The sequence below is a fragment of the Lentibacter sp. genome (assembly GCF_029254145.1).
GTDB lineage: Bacteria > Pseudomonadota > Alphaproteobacteria > Rhodobacterales > Rhodobacteraceae > Lentibacter.
In genome coordinates this window covers 32486-59462 of sequence record NZ_JAQWYD010000057.1, presented here as the reverse complement: position 1 = coordinate 59462, position 26977 = coordinate 32486, and the positions used below count along the sequence as shown (strand labels likewise).

Sequence of the window (26977 nt, the reverse complement as noted above, 5' to 3'; positions counted from 1 at the left end):
GCCGATGATGGAGCAGACATCCTTCGCGGCATGGCTCTTTCTGCCATTCGTGCTGCCGATCTGTATATGGGCCGCGTGGAACGATCTGCGGGCCATGAAAATCCCCAACAAAGCTGTGATCGCCCTCGCGCTGGTTTTCGTTCTGCTTGGTCTCTTCGTCATGCCATGGCCAGACTATCTCTGGCGGCTGGCGCAACTCGTCGTTGTGCTTCTGGTGGGTATCGTGCTCAACGCCACAGGCGCGATGGGCGCGGGCGATGCAAAGTTCGCTGCCGCTGCCGCACCCTTTATAGCCTTGGGTGATCTGCGCATTCTTATGGCGCTCTATGCGGCCAATCTCCTTGCCGCCTTTGTCACACACCGTATTGCCAAACACACCAAGCTGCGCACCCTCGCGCCAGATTGGAAAAGCTGGAACGTCGTGTCTGACTTCCCGATGGGCCTCAGTCTCGGCGGCACTCTCGCGCTCTATATCGCCATGGGCACTTACTTCGGAAGCTGAACCCGAAACGCCGTTAGCAGGACGTCTTGATAGATTGGGTCAAGCCCGACGCCCCGAGCCGCAATCTCTTCCATCACAAGCGCCTTAAATTCGGGTTTAAAGCTGCACTCAGGCAGCACAAAGAGCCGCGCGTTCTCGATCCCGGGCAAACCTCCATAATACCAAGGCGCACCGCCCGTCAGCGGCTCAAAGTCGCCGTAGAGCCAAAGCGTGTTGAACAGCCCCGCCACATAGGCGGGCTGTCCGCCAAGCCCAGCGCCTTCAAGCCGTTCCGCCATGGCCCGCATATGTGCCACAGAGCCGCCCGCAAGCGTGCACACGCTGTCCTCGTCTTCTAAGGCATAAGTCCCCAATGGCCCCTCAATCCGAACGCTCACTCCACGCAGGTCAGGGTGACGCGCCATCAAAGGCTCAAACGCCGCCTGCGGCTGCAAGACATGGCGCAAAGGGCTCATCGCAATATTGATCGCTGGCGCCGCCACAAACGCCAGCGCGAGCGCCCCCATCAGACCAAGGCTGCGTCTCTTTTCCTGCCCCTGCGCCAAAACAAAGAGCACCAGTCCCCACAAAAGAAGCCACAGAGGATCGTTACCAAAGTTCTGATAAGACACATAAATCGCCCCTGGCAGAAGAACCGCAAGGATCAGCCCTGCAGGCTCTTCTTTGAGCCTTGCGCGCAGCCAGAGCACCGAGCCAATGGCCAGCAATGTCCCCGCCGCATAAGCCGGCGACAACATCACCTGCGCCCAGCCCTGTCCCGGCGCAGGCCGCACAGGCGAGCGCGCAACAGCGAGCAGATCAGCAAGATACGCCTGCCAAAAGCCAAAACCGGAAACGAGCGTTTGCAGCCCCAAAAGTCCAAGGCCAACAGCCGCAGATATTACAATCACCCGCCCTTGACGGCGCAGCAAAAGTCCTAGGATCACAGCAGGTGCAAAGGCCACAAAATAGGTCGCCTTGATCAAAATCAGAGCCGCCATCGCCGCGCCAATCACGGCCCCGTCCGCCAGAGCATTTTCGCGTTCCGCAGGCAAGATCACCAAAGCAAGAGGCAAGAATACAACCGCCCAAGCCCAGCGATTGTAATGCATTGACAGCGACAGCTTCACATCGTCGCCGCCATACACCATCCCCGCTGCCAAAAAGAGTACCACAGCCCCAAACGCCAGAGCCAATGGCACGGTGCGAAAGCGGCTCACAGCCACCCAAACTGTCGGGAGCAGGAGCAGCCCTGCCACTAAAATCTGCCCCCATTTAAGAGCAGCTCCAAGCCCAAGCCCCGCCTCTTTGAGCGCCACAAAAGGCAAAAGCCCCCAAAGCCCCAAGGGCGTCATCACGTCTTCATGAAGCTTTGCCCCACCCTCAAGGCGCAAGACAAGATCAACAAGATGCAGCATATCGGTTTCGTGCTTGGCAAAATCAAACCCGCCGCGCAGGGCTGCCAATACAACAATCCCCCCGAAAACCCCCGCAATCAGCCCCAAAACACGGCCTGCCTGTGCGTTCTGCATCACAACCTCTTCATTTTTTATGCACTTTATGGGGCCATATTGGCCTTTGCACGGTTTTTGTTTGGGGCTCGGGCCAAGGGCGGCTAAACTCTGTTCAAAAGGCTGGCACAAGACTGGCCCGTGTTAACGAGTAGACTGAGGCGTCACATGAATATGCAAGCTACGGCCGTCATGGCTCCCCCTCCGCCCAAAACGCTGGATGATATGCAGCTTCCCCTCGTGATGATGCGTGACATTGCTCTTAAGACAATGTTTCGCAAAAACATCAACGAGGTGAGCGAGTTGGCCCGCGCCATCTGCCTCCCCCGTCAAGTGACGCAGGAACTGATCGACATGGCCCGAGAGCAAAAGCTCGTCGAGGCCACTGGCACACTCAACGCCAGCGCAGGCGGCGAGATGGGCTATCAGCTCACCGACGGAGGCAAATCGCGCACGCTTGATGCGCTGTCTCAGTCTGAATACTTCGGCGCTATGCCCGTTCCGCTCGCGGTCTACCGCGAACAGATCAAGCGCCAGTCAATCCGTAATATTCAGGTCACACGAGAACAACTCACAAGTGCGATGGGCCACCTGATCTTGCCAAACGAGCTTCTTGACCATCTTGGCCCAGCCGTCTCCGCAGGCCGCTCGATCTTGATGTATGGCCCTCCAGGAAACGGCAAATCCTCAATCTCAAATGGCATCCGCGACGCGATGGGCGACAAGGTCTATGTCCCCCGCGCTATCGAATACGCAGGTCAGGTGATCACGGTCTATGACCCGATCGTGCACGCCGCCGTCGATGAGGAAGAAGATGATCCCACATCCCTGCGTCGCCGCGTGACCTTTGACACACGCTATGTCAAATTCGACCGCCCTACAGTCATCACAGGCGGCGAACTCTCCCTTGATATGCTTGATCTCGTCTACAACCCAACAGCGCGCACATACCAAGCGCCGTTGCAGCTCAAGTCCACTGGCGGCATCTTCATCGTCGACGATTTGGGCCGCCAAAAAGAACCGCCCCAAGCCTTGATCAACCGCTGGATCGTTCCCCTCGAAGAGAGCAAAGATATCCTCGCGCTGCAATCAGGTGAGAAGTTCGAGGTGCCTTTTGATACCCTCGTGATCTTCTCAACGAACTTCCACCCCAACAAGATTTTCGACCAAGCTGCGCTGCGCCGTATCTTTTTCAAAATCAAGATCGACGGCCCCGATCAGGAAAACTTCCTGAAGATTTTCGCCATGGTCGCCCGCGCCAAGAAAATGGAGCTCGGCGAGGCCGCCTTGGTGCACCTGCTCAAGGTCAAATACCCCACGATCGACAACATCTACGCCAATTATCAGCCCGGCTTTCTCATCGACCAGATGCGCGCCATCTGCGACTTTGAGGGCATTCCCTACAAGATGTCGCCCAGCCTGATTGACCGCGCATGGGCCAACATGTTCGTCAAAGAAGAAGACATCGTAAACTAATCGCTCAGAAACCTGACAAAAAGGGCGCGCCAGCCTTCGCCAGCGCGCCCTGAAATCCTATAATTCTCAAAGATTTAAGCCGTCAGCCCCTCAGGCTCGGCAAGCCCGTTGGCACGGCAACAAGCCGTCACGGTATTGGCCAGCAGGCAAGCAATCGTCATCGGCCCAACACCGCCAGGCACAGGCGTGATCGCCCCAGCACGCGCCGCGCAGCTGTCAAAGTCTACATCTCCGACAAGCTTGTTCTTGCCGTCACGCTCGATACGGTTAATCCCCACATCAATCACGGTCGCACCCTCTTTGATCCAGTCCCCAGGGACCATCTCGGGCCGCCCGACAGCTGCCACAACGATATCCGCGCGACGCACGACATCGGCCAGATCTTTCGTGCGTGAATGCGCAATCGTCACCGTGCAGCTATCGCCCAGCAGAAGCTGCGCCATAGGCTTGCCAACAATATTTGAACGCCCAATCACAACAGCATCCATCCCGCTCAAAGAGCCATGATGGTCGCGCAACATCATAAGGCAGCCAAGCGGCGTGCAAGGCACCATGCTCTTTTGTCCCGTGCCAAGCAAACCAACATTAGAGATGTGAAACCCGTCCACATCCTTGGCAGGGTCAATCGAGTTGATCACAAGGTCTTCGTTCAAGTGCTTGGGCAGCGGCAGTTGCACCAGAATACCGTGGATTTCAGGATCATTGTTGAGCTTGTCAATCAGTGCCAGAAGCTCCGCCTCAGGCGTCTCCACATCAAGCTTATGCTCAATAGACTTCATGCCCACTTCGACAGTCATCTTACCCTTGGAGCGCACATAAACTTGGCTCGCGGGGTCCTCGCCGACCAACACAACAGCAAGCCCTGGCGTGATCCCATGCTCTTCCTTGAGGCGGCTCACATGTCCCGCGACCTTCTCGCGCACCGTGCCCGCAAAGGCCTTCCCGTCAATAATTGTCGCGCTCATGTCGCCCTCATTTTCTTTCTCTAAATATCCCCGCCGGAGGCATGGAGCCGCGCAGCGGCGACCGGAGCATCAAGGGCTAAATGCCCTTGATGCTCCGGTCCTTTTACTTAAAACAGGCCTTCAATCTCGCCTGCGTCATTCAAGCGGATTGTTTCAGCCGCAGGCACCCGTGGCAAGCCCGGCATTGTCATGATCTCGCCGCAGACAACCACGACAAAACCAGCACCCGCACTCAAGCGCACTTCTCGTACAGGCACAGAGTGCCCGGTTGGCGCACCGCGCAAGCTCGGGTCAGTCGAGAAGCTATACTGCGTCTTCGCCATGCAGACCGGAAGGTTGCCGTAGCCCTGCTCTTCCCAAAGCTTAAGCTGGTCACGGATTTTCTTATCCGCAATCACCTCATCAGCGCGGTAAATCCCTTTGGCAATCCGCTCGATCTTCTCAAAGAGTGGCATGTCATCAGGATACAGTGGAGCAAACTGGCTCACGCCACTGTCTGCAATTTCGGCCACGCGTTTGGCGAGCTCTGCACTGCCCTTGGAGCCAAACTCCCAGTGCTGGCTGACAATCGCTTCAGAACCTTGGCTCTTTACGTAGTCTTTTACAGCCTGAACTTCTGCCTCTGTGTCGGTCACAAAGTGGTTGATCGCAACAACAACAGGAACTCCAAAGGACTTCAGGTTGCCGATATGGCGGCCAAGGTTGGCACAGCCCTTTTTAACAGCGTCGACATTCTCGCCACCAAGGTCCGCTTTCGCAATCCCCCCGTTCATTTTCATGGCGCGCACAGTCGCAACAAGCACCACACAGTCAGGCGCAAGACCCGCTTTGCGGCATTTGATGTTCATGAATTTCTCAGCCCCAAGGTCCGCGCCAAAGCCCGCTTCTGTCACAACATAGTCGGCCAGTTTGAGCGCGGTCTGCGTTGCAATCACCGAGTTACACCCATGGGCGATGTTGGCAAACGGGCCACCGTGAACAAACGCAGGGTTGTTCTCAAGCGTTTGCACAAGGTTTGGCTGCATCGCGTCTTTCAGCAAAACAGTCATCGCGCCTTCCGCCTTGATATCGCGCGCATAAACAGGCGAGCGGTCGCGGCGATAGGCAACAATCATACTGCCCAGACGCTCTTCAAGGTCTTTGAGGTCTTTGGAGAGGCACAAGATCGCCATAACTTCGGAGGCGACAGTGATGTCAAAGCCATCTTCGCGTGCAAAGCCGTTTGAAACTCCGCCGAGCGACGATGTGATCTGGCGCAAGGAGCGGTCGTTCATGTCCACAACACGGCGCCAAGTCACACGGCGGGTGTCGATATCGGCCTCATTGCCCCAATAGATGTGGTTGTCCAGCATCGCACTCAGAAGCGAGTGCGCAGAAGTGATCGCGTGGAAATCGCCCGTGAAGTGCAGGTTCATGTCTTCCATAGGCACAACTTGCGCATAGCCGCCGCCAGCTGCGCCGCCCTTCATCCCGAAGTTCGGGCCCAAGCTCGCTTCGCGAATACAAACCATCGCTTTCTTGCCAATCGCGTTCAAGCCATCGCCAAGGCCCACGGTTGTTGTGGTCTTGCCTTCGCCCGCAGGCGTCGGGTTGATAGCCGTCACAAGGATGAGCTTGCCGTTTTTGTTCTTTTGCACAGAGTTGATAAAGCTCTGGCTCACTTTGGCCTTGTCGTGGCCGTAAGGCAGCAGATGCTCACTCGCGATCCCGATTTTATCGCCAATCTCTTGGATCGGGCGTTTCTTGGCTTCGCGGGCAATTTCAATGTCGGACTTATAGCTCATAGCGGATTCCTTTTTCCCATCCGGCTTCTCTTGCTGCCCTTCTATCGGCCCCAAAGAGACAGCGGCGCGCGGAATCCGACATTTCCAAAGCCCATAGCGGCGGAGTGTCGCAGCCACAATCTGCGCCTGTCGCCTATCGGAAACTCATCTAGCGGCGCGCTTGCGCCAGATGCGGCCAGACCGGTTGATCAGGAACATGCAGCACAAGCTCATCCCCAAGAGCAATCTCCCCTCCACGCTCAACCCACGCTGTCACACCGCGGCGGTTCTTGGCAGCAGGCTTAAATGCCTTGCCATACCCCTCGTGCTCGGCCTCGACTTCCTTGGCAGGATAGATGCAGGGGCGGTTTTCCATATCAACCACGAGCGCCGCGCCCGAAGGTGCAAGCAAGCGCGAAGATGGCGGCACATGAGTAAAGTCAGGGATACCCTCGATCACCAGAGATGCGCCCAAATGCTCGGGCTGCAAAGCCTCAAGCCCCATCTCGGCCGCAATCAGCGCCATTTCCTCTAAGGATAAAACAGAGAGTTGTCGCACATTCGCAATCTCGCTGCCTTTGGGGTACTGGCTCGTGACACGGCTGCAGGACACGCGCGTAAATCCGCCATGCGCCTCGCCTTCCATTCCGTCAAGCCCAAGCCTAACAGAGCGCAGCGGCTCTGAGCGCAAGCCTGCATCACGGTCTTCTACACGACCGATCCACTTGATAACGGCCTTAAAATTCGTTGGTTTCAACGCAGGCATATCAGCCCCCCTCATTACCTCGTGAATTTGGCGCAGCATAACTACGAACAAGGTTCTCATACGCCAAAAATTAGTGTCACAGCCACGTTTTGCCGATTTCCAGATCCAAGCGAAGGGCGAGAAATTACGCAAGCTTTCCGTTACGCCACTTCCTGACAACTCACTTCTCGGTAAATTTAAGCTCAATGCGACGGTTCTGTGCTCGAGCCTCGGGCGAATTGCCGCTCGCAATAGGTTGATACTGCCCGAAGCCGTTGGCGCTCAGCCGTTCGGGCGGAATACCAAGGAAATTCACCATATACCTAACGACAGAAAGCGCCCGCGCCTGAGAGAGTTCCCAGTTATCAGCAAACGCACCCGCGCCTGACAAAGGCACATTGTCGGTATGGCCGTCCACACGGATCACCCAATCAATCTCGTCAGGGATATCTCCAACAACATTGCGCAAGATTCCTGCAATCTTGGCCAGCTCGCCCTCCCCTTCACGGCTCAGATTGGCCGCACCCGGCGCAAACAGCACCTCGGAAGAAAAGACGAACCTGTCGCCCACAATGCGTATACCGTTCTGCGCGCCGATTACGTCGCGCAAACGTCCAAAAAATTCGCTTCGATAGCGTTCGAGATTCTGCTTTTCGGCCTCAAGCCTGACCCGCTCAGCCTCTTCCAGCTCGCGCCGCTTGCGCTCCTCGGCCGCCGCACGCGCCAAGGCCGCGTTGAGATCCTGCCCCAAGTTTGAAAGCTGGATGTCGCTCGCCGCATCGCGCTCCTTATAGTCGTCGATAATCGCCTGAAGGCTGCCAAGCTGTGCGCGCAAAGCCGCGACTTGCTGATTGAGCAGGGCTTGCTCGCGCAGCGCCTCTGCCGAGCGCGCCTCTTCTTCTGAGAGCGCTGCGTTGGCTTGGGCCAAAAGCACAGCTCGCGCCTCTGCCTCACTCAACGTCTCGCCAAGCGTTCCCTCAAGCGCAAGCTTCTCTGCCAAAGCCTGCGCGAGCTTCGCACGCATATCCGCGTTCATTGCGGCCTGTGCAGCACCCTCTGATTCAGCCTCAAGCAGCAATGCCGCGATCCGTTGGCCAAGCTCGTCCTCTTTCGCCTCCGCCGCGGCAAGCAAGGTCAGCGTCTCTTCCGCGTCCTTGCGCGCAGCCTCAAGCGCAAGCGTCATCGCCGTGAGCTCTGTGTCCGCCTCTGCAAGGCGCGCACGCAAAGCCTCTGCTGCCGCCAGCTCGATGGCGCGGGCTGCTTCCTCTTCGCTCAATGCCGTCTCGACCCGTGCAAGAGCCTCATCTTTGGCCGCCGCTTCGGCCTCCGCCGCTGCAATCACGGCCTCCAAAGCCGCCTTCTGCGTGCTAAGGTCGGCACTCTCGGCCCGCAAAGCCTCAGCCTCGCTCTGAGCCAAATCGCGCTCCGTCAAAAGGCTCGCCACCTGCGCTTCAAAGGCAGTCACCTGCGCTTCTGCAGCGCTCAGCGCCTCGTCTTGCGCCTGTGTTTGGGCCCGCAGAGTTGCGATCAAAGCCGCCTGTTCGCCCGCCCGGGTGCGTGCCGCCTCAAGCGTCACACCAAGCTCACCAACCCGCGCCTCAAGCCCCGAGGTCTTCCGCTGTTCAAGCCCAAGCGCCTGCGCCAGCTTGGCGATTTCGGCATTTAGCTGGTTCATCTCGCTTTCCTGCCCCGTGATCGTCTCACGCAGCACGAATTGAACCACCATAAAGATGGTCAAAACAAACATCAGAACAAGCAAAAGCCCCGTCATCGCATCGACAAACCCAGGCCAGATATTGGCCTGAAAGCGCTGCCCGGTGCGGCGGGAAAGGGCCATAAGCTAGCCCTCGTTTCCAGTGGTGTCGGGCGTCTGCTGGCTCACACGCAGCTTGCGAACAGTGTTTGGTCCCTGTCCGCCAAGTACCTTGCCCAAATCGGCAATATCGGTGCGTAGCTCAGCCATCATCTCTTGACGCCCCGCGCTGATCTCTTCCAGTACGCGCAGCATCTGCACATCAATCGATCTGAGGCGCATACGGCTCTCAGCATCAATCCCAGCTTCCGTGCTGCTACCGCTGCGCTGACGCAATTCGCCAATCAGCGCGTCTTGTCCTTCAGCCACACGGCCAAGCGCGGTCAACGTCGGACTGGCATCGCCCATCTCGTTCATAAGCCGTTCAAGCGCACCAGTCAGTTGCGCAAGCCGCTCATCAACTGCCGCTTGGCGCGCATCGCCCGCGCGGAAAATGTCCTGCAAGGCATCCATCTGCTGTGCCATATGCTCTAAAACGCCGTCATAAACAGGAGCCTGACCGCCCTCTTCGTTCTCGCCAGAGGCAAAGCCAAGACGGGTGATCGAGCTGAGCCACTCCTCCAGCTCACGATAAAAGCGGTTCTGCGCATGGCCCGCAAAAAGCTCCAGCAATCCCACAACAAGCGAGCCGGCAAGACCCAGAAGGGAAGACGCAAACGCCACGCCCATGCCCGAAAGCTGCTGATCCAGCCCGCTCATCAAACGCCCAAAAACCTCAACACCGCTCTCCCCTTCGGCGGGGGCAAGACCTCGGATCGTGTCAACAAGCGCAGGAACAGTCGTCGCCAGTCCGTAAAATGTGCCCAAAAGGCCAAGGAAAATCAGCAGACTGACAATATACCGCGTGATCTCCCGCTCTTCGTCGATCCGCTGCGCCACTGAGTCAAGAATAGAGCGTGCCGATCCAGAGCTAATCTGCCTCCCGTGCGCCCGTGCACTGAGCAGATTGGCCAAAGGCGTCAAAAGAGACGGCGGCAAGACCCCTTCGCGCTCCGCCACATCCGCTGCGAATGCCTCGATCCAGCGCACAGAGCGCATCATTTGATATATCTGCCAGAACGTCGCCAAAACGCCGACGGCAAAGACAAAAACGATAAACCCGTTGAGATAGGGGTTCGCCTCAAAAACAGGCAATACCTGTGGCAGAGCCAAGAGGGTAACAAACCCCGCCAGCCCAAGCGCCAACAGCATCAAAACGATCTGTCTCAAAGGTTGCGAAAAATACAGCTCGGCCTCACGGTCCGGATGCGCCATCGTGACGGCTCCCGACGCTTATTTCAATTGCGTCAACCATAAGCAGAACTCACGCTCAAGCCAAGAAAAATGCCAACGTCCGCCCGACAAGAAAAAGCGGCGCGTAGAATATGCGCGCCGCCTTCAGGGGGAGGGAGAGGAATATCGCAGTCAGGCTTAGCGGAAGTGCGCGCCACCAGGAGCTGTCGAAACCGCATCGGAGCCTTCAAAGAGGCTCACTTGGAGCATACCGTCCGTGGCTTCTTGCCCACTGCGCTTGCTGTTGAACTTGGGTGCATCAATCGTGATGCGTTCGCCTGCTGTTGCCTCTACGGCATATTCATTTGCCGAAGACGCAGGGCCATCCGTGCCAAGCGCAAGAGCTGACGTTGCTGTAAGGGCAAGGGCGAGGGCTGTATTGTATACGAGTTTCATAAGAGTATCCTTTGTTGAGATGCGCACTTCGGCGCGTGATTTGAAAAAGAGGGTCGTCTGTGGTTTAGCGGAAGTGCGCGCCGCCCGGGGCTGTCACGATAGTGTCTGAGCTTTTGAAGACGTTGAGTTGCAACTTGCCGTCAATTGTCTCTTGGCCCGAGCGTGTGCTGTTTGACGTGGTCGAGATCACTGCCACAACTTCACCAATAGTACCTTGGCCGACATAGCTGTCTGCGCTCACTGCAGAGCCTTCAACACCTGCGGCAAAAGCTGTTGTTGCAGTAAGAGCGAGGGCGGCGACTGTATTGTATACGAGGTTCATAATGTGGTCCTTTATGTTTTTTTTGCGCTCATGGCGCGGTTGCTTTCTGTTTCCCGTCGGCGTCTTCACCGTCCGGCATGCAACCAATCTGAGCCTTGCCGCTCGATATTTCAAAACACCCCTGCTCACCGCCCCGTGCAAAAGCGCGACGCAATCGTGAGCCCAAGGAAAATTTCTCACTAAAGTCTAAATTTAATAATTATTTTCATGTGTTTACACAGAATGCAAAAAGCTCTCGATTGAAATATTTCACAGATTTCACAGCCGCATGATCAAAAAGAGATGGGTTTTGTGATCGAAATTTTAGGTGCGCTCACGCACATTAAACGCAGAAAAGGCTACCTTTGTGATCAACGCGCACCAAATATTTCAGAAATTTTGGCCCTCAGCCAAGCATTTTCACTCGCGCCACAATAGAATCGAGCTCAGGGTCCGAAATCCCGAGCTCGTGCAAATGCGCCGCCGTGTTAAAGAGATACTCGCTGTTCGGCCCACGCCCCCCATGCGCACCTGCAATGATCCGCGCCTGCTCTTCCAGATCAAGTCCGCCGCAATACTGCACATGCGCCGAGTCAATCACATAGGTCACAGCTTCAACACGGCGCTTGTCGGCCAGCGTGATCTCAAGGGTGCGCTCTACATAGGCCGAAGAGATCAGCTCACGCTCGCGCAGATATGCGAGTACATCTGCCTCCTGCCCGGCCCGCACAGAAAAGGCGACCCCATGGCAGCGCGCCCGTGGCATCTCGTCGAGCGCCAGTACAAGTCCTGGGTTTTCCTCTGTTCCGCGGTGATGGATCGAACGCATACAAAAGCTGCGGGCATAGCCTTCAAGCGTGGCAATCCGCATCTCATCCACTTCAAAGCCAGGGTTCCAGATCAAAGACCCATAGCCAAACACTCACATCGTCATATCACTTGTCCCTTCGCGCGCCTGCCCCCATAAACACCATCACCACATGAGGGAAAAGGTGCACGCGTGAAAAAACTGCTCGTTCTTATCGTGACTCTGGCCGCGCTCTGGTCTGGCTATTGGTTCATCGGCGCGGCCGGCGTCAAGGCTGGCTTCGCCGCGTGGTTTGACGCCCGCCAAAGTGAAGGCTGGCAAGCCGAGCACTCCGACCTTTCGGTCAAAGGCTTCCCCAACCGGTTTGACACAACTCTGACTGACCCCGCCCTCGCTGACCCCGCCACAGGGCTCGCATGGTCGGCCCCCTTCGTTCAGCTTTTCGCCCTAAGCTATAAGCCAAACCATATCATTGCTGCCTTCCCCGAGTTCCAGACATTGCGCACGCCAGAAGCCCGCTTTGCGCTCAAGAGTGAAAAGATGCAGGCCTCCATGGTCATGGAGCCCAAGACAGACCTCGCCTTCAATCGCGCCAATCTCGCGGCCACAGCCCTCACAATCACGCCAGAGGCGGGCGCACGCATTCATATTGCCGGACTACAAACTGCGCTCACTCGAGAAAACACCTCAAGCTATCGCGCCGCTTTCAATGCCGATGGCCTCGCCCCGCCACTTCCCGCCGCGCTCACAGGCGAGCTGCCCGAGGCGCTCACATCCTTTCGCGCCGATGCCACTCTAGATTTTACCAAACCATGGGATATTACAGCCCTTGAAGAGAGCCGGCCCCAACCAACAAAGATCAAGCTCCACCTCGCCGAGGCCGAATGGGGCCAGCTCAAACTTGCCGCCGCTGGCGAGCTTTCTGTAGATCGTACAGGCTTACCTACAGGCACGGTCACAATCAAAGCCCGCAACTGGCGCGACATTCTCGCACTGGCCACAGCCTCAGGCGCATTGCCCGCTGCACTGACCGATCAGATCGAACAGGGCCTGTCCCTCCTCGCCAATTTCTCAGGCAATCCAGAAACGCTGGATATCCCACTGACATTCTCAGGCAGCTATATCAAAATTGGTCTTATCCCCGTCGCCCCCGCGCCGCGCCTTTCGATCCGATGAGCGACTGTCCTTACGAGACTGCGCTCCTTACGCATTGGGCCGCAGGCTCGGATAGTGCGGCAGACAGCGCCCATGACCTCGCCCACATCCGCCGCGTCTGGGCCAATTGCCAACACATCGCCAAAGGCGAAAACGCCCCCGTCGATCTGGACCTGCTCCACGCCGCCGCAATCTTCCATGATCTCGTCAATCTAGCGAAAGACGCACCCAACCGTGCAGAGGCCTCCCGCCTTTCGGCCAAAGCCGCCGCCCCGCTGGCTCGCGCCTGCGGATTTCCCGAGGCCAAAATCCCCGCGCTGAAACACGCCATCACAGCCCACAGCTTTTCCGCAAATATGCATCCCAAAACACTTGAAGCCAAAATCCTGCAGGATGCCGACCGCCTCGACGCCCTTGGAGCCATCGGCCTTGCACGCATGCTCATGGTCTCAGGCGCTCTCGCCCGCCCGCTCTATGACCCGCAAGATCCCATGGCCGAGCGCCGCCCTCCCGACGACACCGCCTTCGCCCTCGATCATTTTCAATCCAAACTCTTCACTCTGGCCAACACCATGCAAACCGCCACAGCCCGCCAGATCGCTGAAGAGCGCACAAATTACATGCGCGCCTACCTCGCCCGCCTAAAAGGCGAGATAAACGAAGGCTAACCCGCCCCGCTCTTTTTCTTTCCAGAAATATCCCGGGGGGTCTGGGGGGCTGGCCCCCCAGCTCTGCCTGCGGTCTGTGGGGCTGACCCCCCAGCTGGTCGGATTTTCGCGCAGCGAAAATTCGAAACCGAGCTCATCTCGGCCAGCGCACATCACCGTGCGCTCTATTAACACTGCAAAACTCCGTTTTGTCGGTGCACGGGTTGTGCACGCTTTTCGCCCCCCTAGAATCAGGGCCGTTAACCTTTTTATTTGCAGTAAGATCCGCCGCTGTAGCGCGCTGTGTCAAAGTGCAAATGGTCCTCGTGGTACCCGTCCGAGCCAGGGCCAAGCGTTGTACCAAAAGGCCCACACGCCGCCTTATGCGCCGCCCGTATCGCCTTGCCACCTTTGCCCTTGCCGTAGTCTCTTAAGGCACTGTATTCGCTCCCATTTTTCATAATGAAACCCGAAATATCTATGGCGCGGCCCTTGCCATGCTCACTGATCCGCCCGCCCTTTTTGTGGTTGCGCGTGCGGCAAACATAATGTGCCGCAACTTTCAGCGAGCTCACACCGCCCGCATGCCTGCCAAAAGCAGGCTTCACCCCATTTTAAACCCATGTTTTCAATGCTTTAGCTGTGCCGCAGTCCATCAAGGACCCTTGCCTCAAGGCAACACCGCTCACCGCGCTGATCTTTACAGCGTCGTTAATCCCACACCCGCTAAGCTTGCCAGGAACATGGCCCACATATTCTCCCTGAAGTGACGGATCACCACAGACCGCGCCAGGCACAGAACGCCCTGAGTCGCGTTGCTTTTCAGCCTTCGGAGCACCAAAGAATGAACAAGAAGAGGCAAAACACAACAAAAACAATGCCTTAAATATTTTGTTCATTGTTTTTTAACCCGACCAAAATCTGGGGCGTCTGTATCCTGCCCCGCTTCGATAATGCCTCGCCTGATCGCCCTTGTGCGCGTGAAATATGCGTGCAGCATATCCCCGTCCCCTGTGCGGATCGCGCGTTGAAGCGCAAACAGCTCTTCAGTAAAGCGCCCCAGAATTTCAAGTGTCGCGTCTTTATTGTTGAGGAATACATCGCGCCACATTGTTGGGTCCGAGGCCGCAATCCGAGTAAAATCGCGAAACCCCGCCGCAGAATATTTTATCACTTCGCTGTCCGTCACGCGGCGCAAATCATCGGCCACACCAACCATCGTATAGGCAATCAAATGCGGTGCATGAGAGGTAACACCGAGCACCAGATCATGGTGCTCCGCATCCATTTCCTCAACCTTCGCGCCAATCCCTTCCCAAAGATCACGCAGGGACCGTACCGCTTCGAGGGGCGCGCCCTCGGCGGGAACAAGAAGAGTGTATCGGTTGTCAAACAGCTCGGCAAAGCCAGCGCGCGGGCCAGAATGTTCGGTCCCTGCCAAAGGGTGTGCTGGAATAAAGTGCACATTTTCAGGAAGATGCGGACCGACTGCATCAATCACAGCCTTTTTCACAGAACCCACATCGCTGACGGTCGCACCTGTTTTGAGGTGTGGGGCAATCTCTTGCGCCACCGCGCCCATCGCGCCCACAGGCACACAGAGCACAACGAGGTCCGCGTCTTTCACAGCCTCTGCCGCACTGTCACAAACCACATCACACAAGCCGATCTCCCGCGCGATATCACGCGTCTCGCCTGAGCGCGCATAGCCTCGCACCTCGCCCGCAAGGCCGCCGCGTTTCATGGCCCAAAACATCGACGACGCGATCAAGCCCAGTCCGATCAGAGCCACTTTTTCATATGTCTGGCTCATGCCTGGGTCTCCCGCCAATTCGTAAGTGCCGCAATCAAACGGCCAGTCTGCGCCTCGTTGCCCACAGTCATCCTGAGCCCTTCAGGAAAGCCATACCCCTTCACACGTCGCACCAATATGCCCTCGCCTTGCAAGGCCAGATCAACAGCCGCCGCTTCTGCCTCATCCGCAAAGCGCGCCAACACAAAGTTCGCGTGGCTCTCGTCACATGCCACACCCAGTTGGCGCAATGCCCCCGCGAGCCGCGCTCGCTGAGCCGCGTTCAAAACCGTACAGGTTGGCACCCAGTCCATATCTTCCACTGCAGCTTGCGCCGCCTGAAGCTGCACCGTTGACAGGTTAAACGGCTGTCTGATCCGCGTCATGACATCAATCATCTCACGCGGCCCATAGCCCCAGCCAATGCGCAATCCACCTAACCCGTAGACTTTTGAAAACGTCCGCGTCATCAGCACGTTGGGAAGCTTGGCCACAAGGCCTGCCCCACCATCATAGCCTTCAGCATATTCTGCATATGCCCCATCGATCACCAAAATCACGGTCGCGGGCAAGCTCCGCGCAAGCCGTTCAAGCTCCCCATCAGGCAGCATCGTTCCCGTCGGGTTTGCAGGGTTTGCAAGCATAACAACCCGCGTGCGCTCCGTCACAGCTGCAAGGATCGTATCAACACTCACAACCCGCTCGGCCTCAGCAACCTGTACAGGCGTGGCCCCCGCCATATGCGCAAGGATCGGATACATAGAAAAGCCGTGCTCGGTGTAGATGATCTCGTCACCCACGCCTGCATAAGCCTGACAGACGAATTGCAAAACCTCATCAGACCCGACGCCACAGATGATTTGTTCAGGCGCCAGCCCATAGGTCTTGCCGATTGCCGCACGTAGCTCGGCATGGTCGGTCGAGGGATAGCGATGCACCTCACTGGCCGCCTGCGCGATCGCAGCCATCGCTGCGGGAGGCGGGCCAAGCGGGTTCTCGTTTGAGGACAGCTTCAAAACATCAGAATGCCCAGCAATGCTAGACTTTCCACCCTCATAAAGTGCGATATTCATGATCCCTGCTTGCGGTGTAAGGCTCATATTTCTCTCCAAATTCCTCACAGGTCATACTGGCAGATACCTCTCGCTGCCAGCAAAGAAAAAGGGCCGCAGCGGTATCCCGCCACAGCCCTCTCATAAAGCTTTGCGAAATACGCGTGCTTAGTTTTGTGCGTAATATTCGATAACGAGGTTTGGTTCCATCACAACTGGGTATGGCACATCGCCAAGACCAGGAGCGCGTACGAATGTCGCTTTCATTTTGGAGTGATCCGCATCGATGTAGTCAGGCACGTCACGCTCTGCAAGCTGAGTGGCTTCGATTACAACAGCGATCTGCTTGGAACGATCACGCACTTCAATCACATCGCCTTCTTTGACGCGGTATGAAGGAATGTTTACCTTCTTGCCGTTCACAGTGACGTGGCCGTGGTTTACGAACTGGCGTGCCGCAAAAACTGTCGCAACAAACTTGGCACGGTAAACAACCGCATCAAGGCGGCGCTCGAGCAGACCAATCAAGTTCTCGCCTGTGTCGCCTTTTACGCGCTCTGCTTCTTTATAGATGCGGCGGAATTGCTTCTCTGTCAGGTCGCCGTAGTAGCCTTTCAGCTTCTGCTTGGCGCGCAGCTGCAGACCGAAGTCAGACAGTTTACCCTTACGGCGCTGACCATGCTGGCCGGGGCCATATTCACGACGGTTGACAGGTGACTTGGGGCGGCCCCAAATGTTTTCGCCCATGCGGCGGTCAATTTTGTACTTGGCAGACGTGCGTTTTGTCACGGCTGATCTCCTTCTAAGAGCGAGGCCCCAATGGGCCACTATGAAGGGCGTTGTCCTCTGGATTACTCCTGACAGGCTGGCTCTTGCGAGGGCCACCAACACCAATGAAGCCGCGCTTATATCTGCGCGCGCCCCTGAGTCAAGCGCAAACCCTTTATTTTGAGCCTCAAGCCCCTACGCGGCTTCGTGTGCAAGGATCGCCGCTTCCGATGCCGAAAGATTGCGCCGCGCAAAAGCACCATAGCGCTCAGGCTGAACCTCAAAGTCAGGGCGCATCTGCAACAAGGTTTCACGGTCTTCCTCACTCAAGGTCGAAAGTGCCGTGTTGGCAGGGTGAAAGCTTTCCGTCTCCACGCCATTGGCCCAGACAATTTGGTGGTTTGGAAGCAGAAGGTGGACATAGGTCACCTCTTTCAACTGACTATCCACAACGATATTTTTGTCGTTGAGCATGTCCTTCGCCCGCACCAAAACCTCATCCGTGTTAAACAATGCCTGTGCGATCGCACCCTTTACGAGCATACGATGCTCGGGTGATACGACCAATTCCTCATCAGGTCGCGCGATCCCCAACGCGCCCGCTCGAAAGCGGATCGGCCGCAAACGGGGCATCGCAAAAAGGCGTGCGCCCGTCATCCGCCGCTGACCAACCCATTGGATTTCCTGCGCGCCCGCATCTTTTGTTTGCACGTAGTCGCCTTGTCTCAATGTTTCGATGGCCCGCAACCCGTCGGGGGTTTCAATCCGCGTGCCTGGCGTAAAGCAAATCACGCCGCCCGCGTCTGGCCCTTCGGCGCTTTGCCGGGCAGGCTCAAAACTCTGATGGACGACCCAAAGATCGCGGCCTTTCGGAGGGAGCTGATCGACAAACATCAACAATGGCTGCGCATCAGCGCCAAGCTCGTTGAGTGTTACCGTGTAGCTCTGAGATCCATCTGTCACAACAAAGCTGTTGTCGCTCAAATTTTCTGGCGCATCCTCCAACAGGTCGCTTCGATCATTGACTGCTGCGCCAACAAGACGGTGCACCATGCGCGCCGCGCGCCGTCTGAGGTTTGCTTCATCGTCCGCTCTGTCCAGCCGCAATAGCTCGGAAGGCCCATCAACGCGCACAGCGTCTCCCTGCCAAGACCACGTTGCCCCAACGTTCAGGTCTACCACTGGCGCATGCGCCAGCCCGTCTATTTTTGTTTGCGGCCAAGAGATAACTAACGTGCCCTTAAAGCCCGTTTCCATCACTACTGCCTGCCTCGATCTTGTTTTTATTATGTGAGTTGAGGCTAGCACGACCGATTCGTCCTGCATACCCCCGAAAACACAGGATGAATCCTGATTGTGGCAAAAAAGCTGACGCGAAAACGCGTCAATCACTCAAGGAAAATAGGCTCGAGCCATTCAAACGCAAGGCAGCGCTAGACACAGCCCGTCGCGCCTGCAAGATTATGCCATGACCCTAAAAATAGATCTTTTACGCGTGTTTTGTGCAGTGGCTGAAACAGGCTCACTCTCGATGGCGGCAGACACTCTGGGGCGCACACCCTCTGCAATCTCAATGGCCCTTAAGCAATTTGAGGAGCACTTGGGCGCCCCGCTTTTTGTCGGCAGCCGCAAATCAAAACTCACACCGCTCGGGCAAGCAATCTTGACTGAAGCCTTGCAAGAGATCGCCCATTTCGCTCGCTCGGTGCGGCGCATCGAAGGGCTGGCGCAAGCCACCCATGGAGAAGTCCGCCTTGCCGTGACACCCTCGGTTGCGCAAACTGTTCTCCCTGAGATCATAAAATCCTACAGCGAGCTTTATCCCGATGTTTCCATCGAACTGCGCGATCTGGACAGCGCAGGCGTCTTGGCCGAGCTGGAAGCCGACCGAGCAGATATCGGTATTGCCGCCCTCCCCGAGCGAGCAGGCTTTGAGCGCTTTGAGCTCTTCTGCGACCCGTTCGGGGTAGTCTGTCGCGCGGATCATCCCCTTGCCCCGAGGTGGGACAGCCTAACTTGGGCCGACATTACTGAAGAAACACTTATCGCCAACGGGCTATGTGACAAAATAAACGATCCCGCATTTGAAACCATGCGCGCGGGCTCGAGGCTGTTTGTGCACAACACCGCCTCTCTGCTCGCACTTCTGCGCGCAGGTGCAGGAATTTCGATATTGCCCATGCGCGCACTGGGGGCTGGCGAAGATGATCTGGTGTTTCTCCCACTTAAAGATAGCAAAGCAAAACGGCACGTACACGTTATGCACCGGACCGAAGACCAGCTGCTTACTCCTGTGCTACACTTCACAGACGCTCTGCGCGCAGCCTCATTTCAAGAAATCTGAAGCAAACTTCAGCGAAATTCGTTTGCTCTTAAGCCCTGCAAGGGCCAAAAAGGATCAAACCTTGGCCAAGGAAACCTTATGACCGACATCAAACCAAATCTGATCGCAGGCGCCTGGAGCACAGGCGTAGGCGCTATTAAAAACTACAATCCATCGGATCTATCCGAAGTGGTCGGCTTGTATGCCCAAGCGTCAGTGCAAGAGCTGGACACTGCCGTCGAGGCGGCTCAAGCCGCCCAAGTCGAATGGGCCGCCTACGGTCTTGAGCGCAAGCAAGCTGTTCTCAATGCAATCGGCAACGAAATGATGGCGCGCGCCGAAGAGCTCGGCACACTGCTCAGTCGCGAAGAAGGCAAGCCCCTCGCCGAGGGCAAGGGCGAGGTCTACCGCGCAGGCCAGTTCTTTACCTATTACGCCGCCGAAGTGCTCCGTCAGCTTGGCCAAAACGCACAGTCCGTGCGCCCAGGTGTTGATATCGACATTCGCCGCGAGCCTGTCGGAACCGTTGCCGTGATCAGCCCGTGGAACTTCCCCACGGCCACAGCCAGCTGGAAAATTGCACCCGCATTGGCCTATGGCAACGCCGTGATTTGGAAGCCTGCAAATGCCACACCTGCTTCTGCACATGCGCTTGCTGAAATCATTGCGCGCCAAGATATACCGAAAGGTCTCTTCAGCCTCGTAATGGGCTCTGGCAGCGACGTGGGCCAGAAGCTCGTCGAGCATCGCGGCATCAACGCCATTTCCTTTACAGGCTCGGTTCCCGTGGGCCGCGGAATCGCACAAGCGGCCGTTTGCAATTTCACCAAGCTGCAAATGGAAATGGGCTCCAAAAACGCCTTGGCCGTGATGGATGATGGCGATCTCGATCTCGCGGTTGCTGTCGCTCTTGGCGGAGCTTTTGGCGGCACAGGACAGAAGTGCACCGCCTCTTCACGCCTTGTTGTGCACCAAGCTGTGCATGACGCCTTTGTGGAAAAGCTCGTTGCCGGGGCCAAGGCCATGAAAGTCGGCCATGCTCTGGAAGAGGGCACACAGATCGGCCCTGTTGTGAGTGAGGCGCAACTCAAGGAAAACCTCGCATGGGTCGCCAAGGGCCGCGCCGAAGGGGCCGAGCTGGCTTGCGGTGGAGAAGAGGTCGAACGCGCCACAAAGGGATATTACATGACGCCCGGTGTGTTCCTCAACACGACCAACACGATGGAAATCAATCGTGAAGAGCTCTTCGCGCCGCTGACAGCCGTTATCAAAGTTGGCAGTTACGACGAAGCGTTGCATACCGTCAACGATACCCGCTTTGGTCTCACCGCTGGTATCGTAACGCGTTCACTTGCCCGCGCCAGTGACTTCCGTGCCCGTGCCCGCTCAGGCTGTGTCATGGTCAATCTCGCCACCGCAGGCACAGACTATCACGTCCCCTTTGGCGGCCGTGGCGAAAGCTCTTATGGCCCGCGCGAACAAGGCTCTGCTGCTGCTGAGTTCTACACAACAGTCAAAACCGCCTATATTTCCGCAGGCTTGCCAGAGTAAATCCATGTATCGCATCGACAACCTCCAATACGCCAACTGGTCTGAGAAAATCTTTCGCCAAATGCGTGAAGGCGGCCTAGATGCGGTGCATGTTACGATCGCCTATCACGAGAATTTCCGTGAAACCGTGCTTAATATGGAGCAATGGAACCGTTGGCTTGAGCAGTTCCCTGATCTTATCGTGAAGGGGCGGTCTGCGGCCGACGTACGCCATGCACATGAAACAGGTCGGACGGCGATCTTCTTCGGCTTTCAAAACCCCTCACCCATAGAGGATGATATCGGCCTCGTCGAAATCCTACACGATCTCGGCGCGCGCTTCATGCAACTAACCTACAACAACCAATCGCTCCTCGCGACAGGCTGCTACGAGGATGAAGACACCGGCCTGACACGTATGGGCAAACAAGTGGTGCGCGAAATGAACCGCGTGGGGTTGGTCGTCGATATGTCCCACTCCGCTGATCGTTCAACCATTGAAGCCGCGGACTTTTCCGAACGGCCCATCGCCATCACCCATGCCAACCCGCACGCTTGGCAGCCTGCCCTACGCAACAAACGTGACGAGGTGATCCGCGCTGTCACCTCCAATGGCGGCATGCTTGGCTTCTCGCTCTACCCTCACCACCTCAAAGACAAATCGGCATGCACATTGTCAAGCTTCTGCCAAATGATCGCCGACACCGCGGAAAAGTTCGGCGCCGAACATCTCGGCATCGGATCGGACCTCTGCCAAGATCAGCCTGACTCCGTCGTTGAGTGGATGCGCGTGGGTCGCTGGACCAAAGAGATCGACTATGGCGAGGGCTCTGCTGCAGCTCCGGGTTTCCCCCCCATGCCCGATTGGTATCAAGACAACCGCGACTTTGAAAACATCGCGCAAGGCCTCGCAGATGTTGGCTTCTCCCAGCCAGAAATTGAAGGGGTCATGGGCGACAACTGGTTGCGCTTTTATGAGCTCAACTTCGGATCAAAGCCATGACGGAGCTGGTGATGCGCCCGCCCGAGCAAGTTATGACGCTGTCGCGCTTGGGCAGCCTGCACCAGTGCCGCCTATCCTTCATGCGCCAGCTTCTGCGCCGTCTGGCACGCGAAAACTGGCAGATCAGCCGCCCGCGCTTTGACATCAACTCACGCGGCGAAGGAGTCGCGGTCTATACGGCCCAAGGCCCTGAACGGTCCTATTCTCTCATTGCTTTTGCTCATGACCTACCCGATGAGATGCGCTCTGACCGCGTGATCGCAACCGCATGGGATGCAACCTTCACGCTCTTTGACGGCACCCCGACCCCCGATGATATTGAGCGATTGCGCGCCAATGTGCCACTGCAAGAAGCAGGGCGAGTTAGCAACAAAGAGCTTTCGCTGTCTCGGGCCAACCGTTCCGCACGGCTCTGGGATTATGTCGTCGACTGCCTCGCCAAAGGCTTACAGCCCGATGCCGCCGAGCTTGCCAAAGTCGGCTACCTCATGCGCACAACTGCAGTCTACGGCTCTGGCAAATTCGGCGCATCCGATCGCGCCTTCGTGGCCGAGCGCCCCGAGTTTGAAGCGCCCTTTCAGGTCGAGATGCTCTCGGTCTATCTCACCCGCGCCTTTGTTGCCGATCTGGTCGAGCATATGGCCGCGCTGAAAGCGCCCCAACAAGCTGTGCCGCTCAAGTCCAGCCTGCGCCGCAGCCTTGGGATAGGCAATTCAACAGGCCTCGGCATGGCCCCTTTCCTCGTCAATCACCCGCGCCTTTTGAACAACTGGATCACGGCGCGCGAATACGCCCTCGCCAAAATCCGCGTGCTCCCAAATGCGAGTGTCACCGACATCAGCGCCTTCAAAGCCGCATTTGAAAAGGCATGCGGCTCTGTTGCACTCTGGCACTCCGATCATCCGATCCAGCAGGCCAAGCTCGCCGCTCTACGCAAAGACATCGCCGCTCTGCAAGCCAAGCTGATCGACTTTACAGGCACAGCCCCGCAGCCGTGGAATGCCCTTTATTTATGGTCCGAAAGCGCACTTTCGGAAGAAGGCCAAGAGTTGCTGGTTTCGCTCCTCATGGAGCCACAAGGCGCGCTGCTAGAAGGCCTTGGAGCCTGCATGCAAGCCGATGAACATGCGCTCTTTCGGATCGACGGCGCGATGCCGCTCTCCGACTTGAAAGCCCTCATCCAAGAACATTACGCTTGGGCTCTCGCCACCGATTGGCAAAGCCATGAGGCCTCTGCACGGCTATGGTATGTCTCTGAAGCCAAGCTTGAGCCGCGCCTTGGCGAACGCTTTGAGGAGCCCCTAGAGCCCTATGAACAACCCCTCGCACCAGGGCGAGACGCCAGCCTTCTGTTCGCCACTCTCGAGGATACCAAGCACAAAACTGTGGCCGCCTTTCTCGCTGCCCACCCCGAACATCGGCATATTATCCGCCGCGTACAGATGGCTCCGAGCCACCCCTATGGAGAAATTCGGGACAATACTATCAGCGCCAGCATGAAGCCGATCGACATGCTACGTGCCAAGCTGAGCTTCTTTGGAGCGACACATTTTGATCCCCGCTCAGACCGCTGGGTTCGCATCAACATGTTCCGCGGCGCTCCCTACCCAAATGAGCTTGTAGAAGAGCAAGGAGACACTTGGGTCTACGGAGCCACGCCATGAGCTATTCTATGGGCGAAATCGAAAGTCACTGCCGCAAAGCTGCGCGCGGCGCAGGGTTTTCTTTCGGCGAGGCGGAAGAAGCAGGCCAAGCGGTGCGTCGCTTGTCCGCCGCAGGCCTCGCAGGGGCAGAGGCACTTCTCACATATCTCACCGCGCGCGAGGCGGGAGAAACACACGACAGCTCCTGCCCGATCAAACTGGGATGCCAATTGGTCGATGGCGCATCGCCCTCCTTGGCGACGTGTCACACACCAATGTTGCTGCTCCCTTTTCTGAGCCCCCTTGCAGAAGCTCAAGGCACAGCCCTCCTCCTGCAAGGCACAGTCTTTAAGGGGCTCGCAACACTCGATGGCGGACTGCATGTCATCCATCCCGCCGCACAGGATAGCGATCTGAGCCTTCAATCCGCAACAGCGCCAAGCGCAGATCTGGTTTGGCGCGCCACCTGCTCCCGCGATACATATGCGGCACTTGATGCCTTCTGTCAGCGAACCTACGCCCCCGAAACAGAGGCCAGCCGCGCAAAGGGCGCAGGAGCTGGCAACGACGGCAACACCTAAGTCGTAAATCTCTTGCGAGCGACCATACGCTCACGTACCTTCAAGCCATGACCCAAGCACGCCTCAGCAAGCAAGACTGGATCAGCGCTGGCTTTTCAGCGCTTCAAGCCAATGGCCCTTCGGCCCTGAAAGCCGAGCCTCTCGCGCGTGCACTCAACACAACCAAAGGTTCGTTCTACTGGCACTTCCGTGATGTGCCCGCCTTTCACAAACATATGCTTGCGCATTGGGAAGACGAGGCCCTGACAGGGCTCATCGCAGAAATAGAAATCCAGAGTTCTCCACATACAGCGCTGCAAAAATTCGTTCTCCTTGTGGCAGACCCTTCGGGCATGACGCCGGCCATACGGGCTTGGGCACAATCTGCCCCGCCCGTCGCCCAAGCACTTGCCGAAATCGACAACGCAAGACAGAAGTACCTCGCCGCGCTCCTCAAACGCGCGGGCGTCAGCAACCCCGACATCGCTCAAGCACTCTATGCAGCAGCGATTGGACAGCAGCTGCTGCCGAAAAGCGCCCAAGCCACATCAAAATCCACGCTGAATACCCTTGTCGACTTGATCTTGGCACTGAGGTGAAGCGGATGAAGCGCGCCCTCTTCGCCCTCACTTTCTGCACCACACTGGCAACACTCCCCGCCTGCCAAGCTGACGAAACAGTTCGCGCCTATGGCGGAGCTGCAAAAATATGGCTCTTGCAAGAAATCGACGGCGCCGCCTTCCCAGCCCGCGCAACACTCAGCTTCCCAGATAAAGGCAAGCTTGCGGGCACAGCGCCTTGCAATCGCTACTTTGGCACAATGAATTTGCCCTACCCGTGGTTTGATGCAAGCCAAATCGGCGCAACCAAAATGGCCTGCCCTGATTTGGCCCCTGAAAACCTCTTCTTTGCCGCTCTTGTAGAAATGACCCTGTCTGAAGTTTTGGGCGACACGCTCTTGCTCAGCAATGACAAGGGCCGGGAGATGGTCTTTAAGGCCGAGTGATCCGGCGTTCAAACACGTTCACAAACCGCGCGCGCGCATCAGGAAGCGGCTTTGTTCCCAGCTCTGGTGCAAGATGCTCGGCTAGAAAATACCCAGTCAGCCTCAGGCCTGCCGCCACGTCCTCGTCCTCTGCATCACCTTCTCCCAACAGCACAGGCGGTAGCTCTAGAAGCTTGCTTGCCCATGCGCCCGCACCGTCCGCCGTTACGGCACGCCCCGTCTTGGGAGAAACAAAGGCCAAGCCTTCCGTCGCGCCGGTCACGGCGCAACAGCTCAGATCAAGCCCGAAGCCAAGCTCTTCCAGCAACGCCACCTCCCATTTGAGGTAGGCCAGTGGCCAGATATCGTCCTGCCCAAGCAGGTCCATTAAAGCCTCGGTGCGCTGGTAGAGCGGCAAATGTACCTCCCGCTCAGGCAAAGCATAGCGCAGCAAAGCGGTGACGGTATTGAGCCCCGCCAGAGCGAGACGCGAGCCCAGCACCTGTGCCGAGCGCGAGCGCATGAGCTCTGCTGTAAAACTGCCGATATGCTCTTCGAGCCGTGCGCGCCACATCAGGTCAAGCTGCGCACCTGGCTGTAAAATCGGGGCCATCTTGCGGCTTGCGCCACCACGCACAACACCCGCATGTAACCCGCGCTCAGGCGTGAGCACGTCAAGAATGGCGCTACTTTCGCCATGAGGCCGCACGGCCAGCAAAATTCCAGTGTCACGCCATTCCATGAGCGCAAGATTAGCGCGTCACAACGCCCTCTGCGAGCCATTTATCAAAGGTAGCCAACACAGCTTCGGCAAAATCAGCATCATTGATATGACAGTCCAGCTCCTGCGCCGAAACGTTGGCTGGCATATGCTGGCGCATCGCGTCCATGAAAAGCTTCAGGCCTTCGGCATCATGCAAAGGAGCCCCCTCACGATCCCACTCGTTGCAGCCTTGAAGCGGCAGAAAAACCTCAGTTGTGCCTGTCGCTTGCGCAAGCTTTCCGCAGATAACTTGAGCCACTTCGCCACGATCTTGTGCAGAGATCATCGCCGAACTGAGCAAGCGGTTGTGCGCATGCGTTTCATATCCAGCCAGCCTTGCAGGCGGCTCTTGCCAGCCGACAAAATCAACAAGATCATAACAGCCTGGCGCAATCATCTGAGGAATACCTTTGCGCCCCGCGTTGGTCATACGGTCCGCACCAGCGGTGATGTTTGAGCCAAAATGGTGGTTGGTCACTTCCTGCGGTGCAAAGTCCATAGCAGCGGCAAAAGCGCCCTCAGCGGCCAGCCCTTCAAAGGCACGCCCACCCATCCCGGTCGCGTGAAACACAGCCACTTCGAACCCGCGCTCTTCAAGCGCAGGCTTAAGAGCCACCATATAGCGCAGTACGGTCTTGCCAAAAGACGTCATGCCAATCAGCGGCTTGTCCCAGTTCGGCGCCTCCACAGCCCGCGCTGCCCCAAGGACAGCACCAGCAGCTTGGCTGAGCGACGACTTGCAGACAGAGTTCAGCCCGTAAAGCCCGCCGCCCCAAAGGATCATCTGAATATCAGGCGCAAGCCGCTCAGGCGGCAGCATCGCAGAGAACGAGACTGTCGAAACAACATACTTCGGGACTCCCAACGGAAGCGCCGCGCAAAGATCAAGCGCAAGATCAGTGCCCATAGAGCCGCCCAGCACTATCACACCGTCGAATTTTCCCTCGCGATAAAGTTTAAGGGCAAGCGCCGACGCGCCATCCGCCATGATCTGCATCGCAATGTTTTCGTCACCCCCGTCAATCGCGGCGTTAATGGAGCTTCCGCCCGCTTCGGCCACCTCATGCTTGGAATAATCTGTCGGCTTTGAAGGCTCGCCCAAAACGCTCACATCCATCGTGGCCACGCGTCCACCTTGCGCAAGGATCACACTTGCCAGATAGCCAAGCTCATCATCTTTGGTGTCATACGTGCCTACAATAAGGATCGTTTTGTCTTGGCTCAT

The 26977-nt window shown here is 57.2% G+C and carries 27 protein-coding genes; 11 read left to right on the top strand and 16 right to left on the bottom strand.

The genetic code is table 11. The annotated features are described in order from the left end of the window. The first annotated feature begins 4 nt into the window (after positions 1-4). Positions 5-502, top strand: a complete 498-nt coding sequence (locus P8O11_RS06770) for a prepilin peptidase (protein ID WP_300293021.1) — start codon at positions 5-7, stop codon at positions 500-502. Here P8O11_RS06770 and P8O11_RS06765 read toward each other — a convergent pair. Beyond that, a complete protein-coding gene (locus tag P8O11_RS06765) occupies positions 487-2013 on the bottom strand; it encodes a hypothetical protein (protein WP_300293019.1) in 1527 nt (508 codons plus the stop codon). The genes P8O11_RS06770 and P8O11_RS06765 overlap by 16 nt on opposite strands. A 147-nt stretch (positions 2014-2160) precedes the next feature. Here P8O11_RS06765 and P8O11_RS06760 point away from each other — a divergent pair, with 147 nt between their 5' ends. Next, on the top strand, positions 2161-3468 hold the full coding sequence (locus tag P8O11_RS06760) for an ATPase (RefSeq protein WP_300293017.1): 1308 nt from the start codon (positions 2161-2163) through the stop codon (positions 3466-3468). Positions 3469-3542: 74 nt separating this feature from the next. Here the strand turns inward: P8O11_RS06760 and folD are convergent, their stop codons facing one another. The 8 genes from folD to P8O11_RS06720 all read right to left on the bottom strand — a co-directional run bounded on the left by folD (position 3543) and on the right by P8O11_RS06720 (position 11594). Next, entirely contained in the window at positions 3543-4433 is an 891-nt protein-coding gene (gene folD / locus P8O11_RS06755) for a bifunctional methylenetetrahydrofolate dehydrogenase/methenyltetrahydrofolate cyclohydrolase FolD (RefSeq protein WP_300293015.1), read from the bottom strand. 107 nt (positions 4434-4540) lie between these two features. Then, positions 4541-6217, bottom strand: a complete 1677-nt coding sequence (locus P8O11_RS06750) for a formate--tetrahydrofolate ligase (RefSeq protein WP_300293013.1) — start codon at positions 6215-6217, stop codon at positions 4541-4543. Positions 6218-6365: 148 nt separating this feature from the next. Further along, positions 6366-6962 (bottom strand): sulfurase, encoded by a 597-nt coding sequence (locus tag P8O11_RS06745; protein ID WP_300293011.1) that lies wholly within the window; start codon positions 6960-6962, stop codon positions 6366-6368. Between the two features lie 160 nt (positions 6963-7122). Further along, positions 7123-8778 carry a peptidoglycan -binding protein gene (locus P8O11_RS06740; RefSeq protein WP_300293009.1) on the bottom strand — a complete coding sequence of 552 codons (1656 nt, stop codon included), beginning with the start codon at positions 8776-8778 and terminating at the stop codon, positions 7123-7125. A gap of 3 nt (positions 8779-8781) precedes the next feature. Beyond that, positions 8782-10008 carry a biopolymer transporter ExbB gene (locus tag P8O11_RS06735; RefSeq protein WP_300293007.1) on the bottom strand — a complete coding sequence of 409 codons (1227 nt, stop codon included), beginning with the start codon at positions 10006-10008 and terminating at the stop codon, positions 8782-8784. Between the two features lie 156 nt (positions 10009-10164). Continuing rightward, on the bottom strand, positions 10165-10422 hold the full coding sequence (locus tag P8O11_RS06730) for a hypothetical protein (RefSeq protein ID WP_300293005.1): 258 nt from the start codon (positions 10420-10422) through the stop codon (positions 10165-10167). Between the two features lie 64 nt (positions 10423-10486). After that, positions 10487-10744: a hypothetical protein gene (locus P8O11_RS06725; protein WP_300293003.1), complete on the bottom strand. Its 258-nt coding sequence runs from the start codon at positions 10742-10744 to the stop codon at positions 10487-10489. 385 nt (positions 10745-11129) lie between these two features. Further along, on the bottom strand, positions 11130-11594 hold the full coding sequence (locus P8O11_RS06720) for a gamma-glutamylcyclotransferase (protein ID WP_300293040.1): 465 nt from the start codon (positions 11592-11594) through the stop codon (positions 11130-11132). A gap of 129 nt (positions 11595-11723) precedes the next feature. On the opposite strand from P8O11_RS06720, the gene P8O11_RS06715 reads away from it, so the two are divergent. Continuing rightward, entirely contained in the window at positions 11724-12707 is a 984-nt protein-coding gene (locus tag P8O11_RS06715; RefSeq protein WP_300293001.1) for a DUF2125 domain-containing protein, read from the top strand. Continuing rightward, positions 12704-13354: an HD domain-containing protein gene (locus P8O11_RS06710; RefSeq protein WP_300292999.1), complete on the top strand. Its 651-nt coding sequence runs from the start codon at positions 12704-12706 to the stop codon at positions 13352-13354. Before P8O11_RS06715 ends, P8O11_RS06710 begins: the two co-directional genes overlap by 4 nt. Positions 13355-13602: 248 nt before the next feature. On the opposite strand, the gene P8O11_RS06705 is transcribed toward P8O11_RS06710, so the two are convergent. From P8O11_RS06705 to P8O11_RS06685, 5 genes are all read right to left on the bottom strand, one after another. Next, positions 13603-13908, bottom strand: coding sequence for an extensin family protein (locus P8O11_RS06705; RefSeq protein ID WP_300292997.1), 306 nt, complete (start codon positions 13906-13908; stop codon positions 13603-13605). A 320-nt stretch (positions 13909-14228) separates the two neighbouring features. Next, entirely contained in the window at positions 14229-15146 is a 918-nt protein-coding gene (locus P8O11_RS06700; RefSeq protein WP_300292995.1) for a prephenate/arogenate dehydrogenase family protein, read from the bottom strand. Further along, complete coding sequence (gene hisC / locus P8O11_RS06695; RefSeq protein ID WP_300292994.1) at positions 15143-16225, bottom strand: histidinol-phosphate transaminase; 1083 nt, start codon at positions 16223-16225, stop codon at positions 15143-15145. The genes P8O11_RS06700 and hisC overlap by 4 nt, the downstream gene beginning before the upstream one ends. A 120-nt stretch (positions 16226-16345) precedes the next feature. Continuing rightward, positions 16346-16966: a 30S ribosomal protein S4 gene (gene rpsD, locus P8O11_RS06690; protein WP_300292992.1), complete on the bottom strand. Its 621-nt coding sequence runs from the start codon at positions 16964-16966 to the stop codon at positions 16346-16348. 174 nt (positions 16967-17140) lie between these two features. Continuing rightward, positions 17141-18202 carry a Hint domain-containing protein gene (locus tag P8O11_RS06685; protein ID WP_300292990.1) on the bottom strand — a complete coding sequence of 354 codons (1062 nt, stop codon included), beginning with the start codon at positions 18200-18202 and terminating at the stop codon, positions 17141-17143. Positions 18203-18413: 211 nt separating this feature from the next. On the opposite strand from P8O11_RS06685, the gene P8O11_RS06680 reads away from it, so the two are divergent. The 7 genes from P8O11_RS06680 to P8O11_RS06650 all read left to right on the top strand — a co-directional run bounded on the left by P8O11_RS06680 (position 18414) and on the right by P8O11_RS06650 (position 25010). Continuing rightward, positions 18414-19289 (top strand): LysR family transcriptional regulator, encoded by an 876-nt coding sequence (locus P8O11_RS06680; protein ID WP_300292988.1) that lies wholly within the window; start codon positions 18414-18416, stop codon positions 19287-19289. Between the two features lie 78 nt (positions 19290-19367). Next, positions 19368-20819: an aldehyde dehydrogenase family protein gene (locus P8O11_RS06675; RefSeq protein ID WP_300292986.1), complete on the top strand. Its 1452-nt coding sequence runs from the start codon at positions 19368-19370 to the stop codon at positions 20817-20819. 4 nt (positions 20820-20823) lie between these two features. Further along, the gene (locus tag P8O11_RS06670; protein WP_300292984.1) at positions 20824-21801 is read left to right on the top strand and encodes a membrane dipeptidase; all 978 of its coding nucleotides are present in this window, start codon (positions 20824-20826) and stop codon (positions 21799-21801) included. Continuing rightward, entirely contained in the window at positions 21798-23465 is a 1668-nt protein-coding gene (locus P8O11_RS06665; protein ID WP_300292982.1) for a hypothetical protein, read from the top strand. Before P8O11_RS06670 ends, P8O11_RS06665 begins: the two co-directional genes overlap by 4 nt. Continuing rightward, a complete protein-coding gene (locus P8O11_RS06660) occupies positions 23462-24025 on the top strand; it encodes a DUF3726 domain-containing protein (RefSeq protein WP_300292980.1) in 564 nt (187 codons plus the stop codon). The genes P8O11_RS06665 and P8O11_RS06660 overlap by 4 nt, the downstream gene beginning before the upstream one ends. A 47-nt stretch (positions 24026-24072) precedes the next feature. Then, positions 24073-24603, top strand: a complete 531-nt coding sequence (locus tag P8O11_RS06655; protein ID WP_300292978.1) for a TetR/AcrR family transcriptional regulator — start codon at positions 24073-24075, stop codon at positions 24601-24603. 5 nt (positions 24604-24608) lie between these two features. Further along, entirely contained in the window at positions 24609-25010 is a 402-nt protein-coding gene (locus tag P8O11_RS06650; protein ID WP_300292976.1) for an META domain-containing protein, read from the top strand. On the opposite strand, the gene recO is transcribed toward P8O11_RS06650, so the two are convergent. After that, positions 24997-25731, bottom strand: coding sequence for a DNA repair protein RecO (recO, locus tag P8O11_RS06645; RefSeq protein WP_300292974.1), 735 nt, complete (start codon positions 25729-25731; stop codon positions 24997-24999). The genes P8O11_RS06650 and recO overlap by 14 nt on opposite strands. Before the next feature lie 10 nt (positions 25732-25741). Beyond that, positions 25742-26977 (bottom strand): Tm-1-like ATP-binding domain-containing protein, encoded by a 1236-nt coding sequence (locus tag P8O11_RS06640; RefSeq protein WP_300292972.1) that lies wholly within the window; start codon positions 26975-26977, stop codon positions 25742-25744.

Coding starts and splice junctions, on each gene's coding strand:
- P8O11_RS06770 (WP_300293021.1), top strand. CDS start 5: ATGATGGAGCAGACATCCTTCGCGGCATGGCTCTTTCTGCCATTCGTG.
- P8O11_RS06765 (WP_300293019.1), bottom strand. CDS start 2,013: ATGCAGAACGCACAGGCAGGCCGTGTTTTGGGGCTGATTGCGGGGGTT.
- P8O11_RS06760 (WP_300293017.1), top strand. CDS start 2,161: ATGAATATGCAAGCTACGGCCGTCATGGCTCCCCCTCCGCCCAAAACG.
- folD (WP_300293015.1), bottom strand. CDS start 4,433: ATGAGCGCGACAATTATTGACGGGAAGGCCTTTGCGGGCACGGTGCGC.
- P8O11_RS06750 (WP_300293013.1), bottom strand. CDS start 6,217: ATGAGCTATAAGTCCGACATTGAAATTGCCCGCGAAGCCAAGAAACGC.
- P8O11_RS06745 (WP_300293011.1), bottom strand. CDS start 6,962: ATGCCTGCGTTGAAACCAACGAATTTTAAGGCCGTTATCAAGTGGATC.
- P8O11_RS06740 (WP_300293009.1), bottom strand. CDS start 8,778: ATGGCCCTTTCCCGCCGCACCGGGCAGCGCTTTCAGGCCAATATCTGG.
- P8O11_RS06735 (WP_300293007.1), bottom strand. CDS start 10,008: ATGGCGCATCCGGACCGTGAGGCCGAGCTGTATTTTTCGCAACCTTTG.
- P8O11_RS06730 (WP_300293005.1), bottom strand. CDS start 10,422: ATGAAACTCGTATACAATACAGCCCTCGCCCTTGCCCTTACAGCAACG.
- P8O11_RS06725 (WP_300293003.1), bottom strand. CDS start 10,744: ATGAACCTCGTATACAATACAGTCGCCGCCCTCGCTCTTACTGCAACA.
- P8O11_RS06720 (WP_300293040.1), bottom strand. CDS start 11,594: ATGCGGATTGCCACGCTTGAAGGCTATGCCCGCAGCTTTTGTATGCGT.
- P8O11_RS06710 (WP_300292999.1), top strand. CDS start 12,704: ATGAGCGACTGTCCTTACGAGACTGCGCTCCTTACGCATTGGGCCGCA.
- P8O11_RS06700 (WP_300292995.1), bottom strand. CDS start 15,146: ATGAGCCAGACATATGAAAAAGTGGCTCTGATCGGACTGGGCTTGATC.
- hisC (WP_300292994.1), bottom strand. CDS start 16,225: ATGAGCCTTACACCGCAAGCAGGGATCATGAATATCGCACTTTATGAG.
- P8O11_RS06685 (WP_300292990.1), bottom strand. CDS start 18,202: ATGGAAACGGGCTTTAAGGGCACGTTAGTTATCTCTTGGCCGCAAACA.
- P8O11_RS06680 (WP_300292988.1), top strand. CDS start 18,414: ATGACCCTAAAAATAGATCTTTTACGCGTGTTTTGTGCAGTGGCTGAA.
- P8O11_RS06675 (WP_300292986.1), top strand. CDS start 19,368: ATGACCGACATCAAACCAAATCTGATCGCAGGCGCCTGGAGCACAGGC.
- P8O11_RS06670 (WP_300292984.1), top strand. CDS start 20,824: ATGTATCGCATCGACAACCTCCAATACGCCAACTGGTCTGAGAAAATC.
- P8O11_RS06665 (WP_300292982.1), top strand. CDS start 21,798: ATGACGGAGCTGGTGATGCGCCCGCCCGAGCAAGTTATGACGCTGTCG.
- P8O11_RS06660 (WP_300292980.1), top strand. CDS start 23,462: ATGAGCTATTCTATGGGCGAAATCGAAAGTCACTGCCGCAAAGCTGCG.
- P8O11_RS06655 (WP_300292978.1), top strand. CDS start 24,073: ATGACCCAAGCACGCCTCAGCAAGCAAGACTGGATCAGCGCTGGCTTT.
- P8O11_RS06650 (WP_300292976.1), top strand. CDS start 24,609: ATGAAGCGCGCCCTCTTCGCCCTCACTTTCTGCACCACACTGGCAACA.
- recO (WP_300292974.1), bottom strand. CDS start 25,731: ATGGAATGGCGTGACACTGGAATTTTGCTGGCCGTGCGGCCTCATGGC.
- P8O11_RS06640 (WP_300292972.1), bottom strand. CDS start 26,977: ATGAGCCAAGACAAAACGATCCTTATTGTAGGCACGTATGACACCAAA.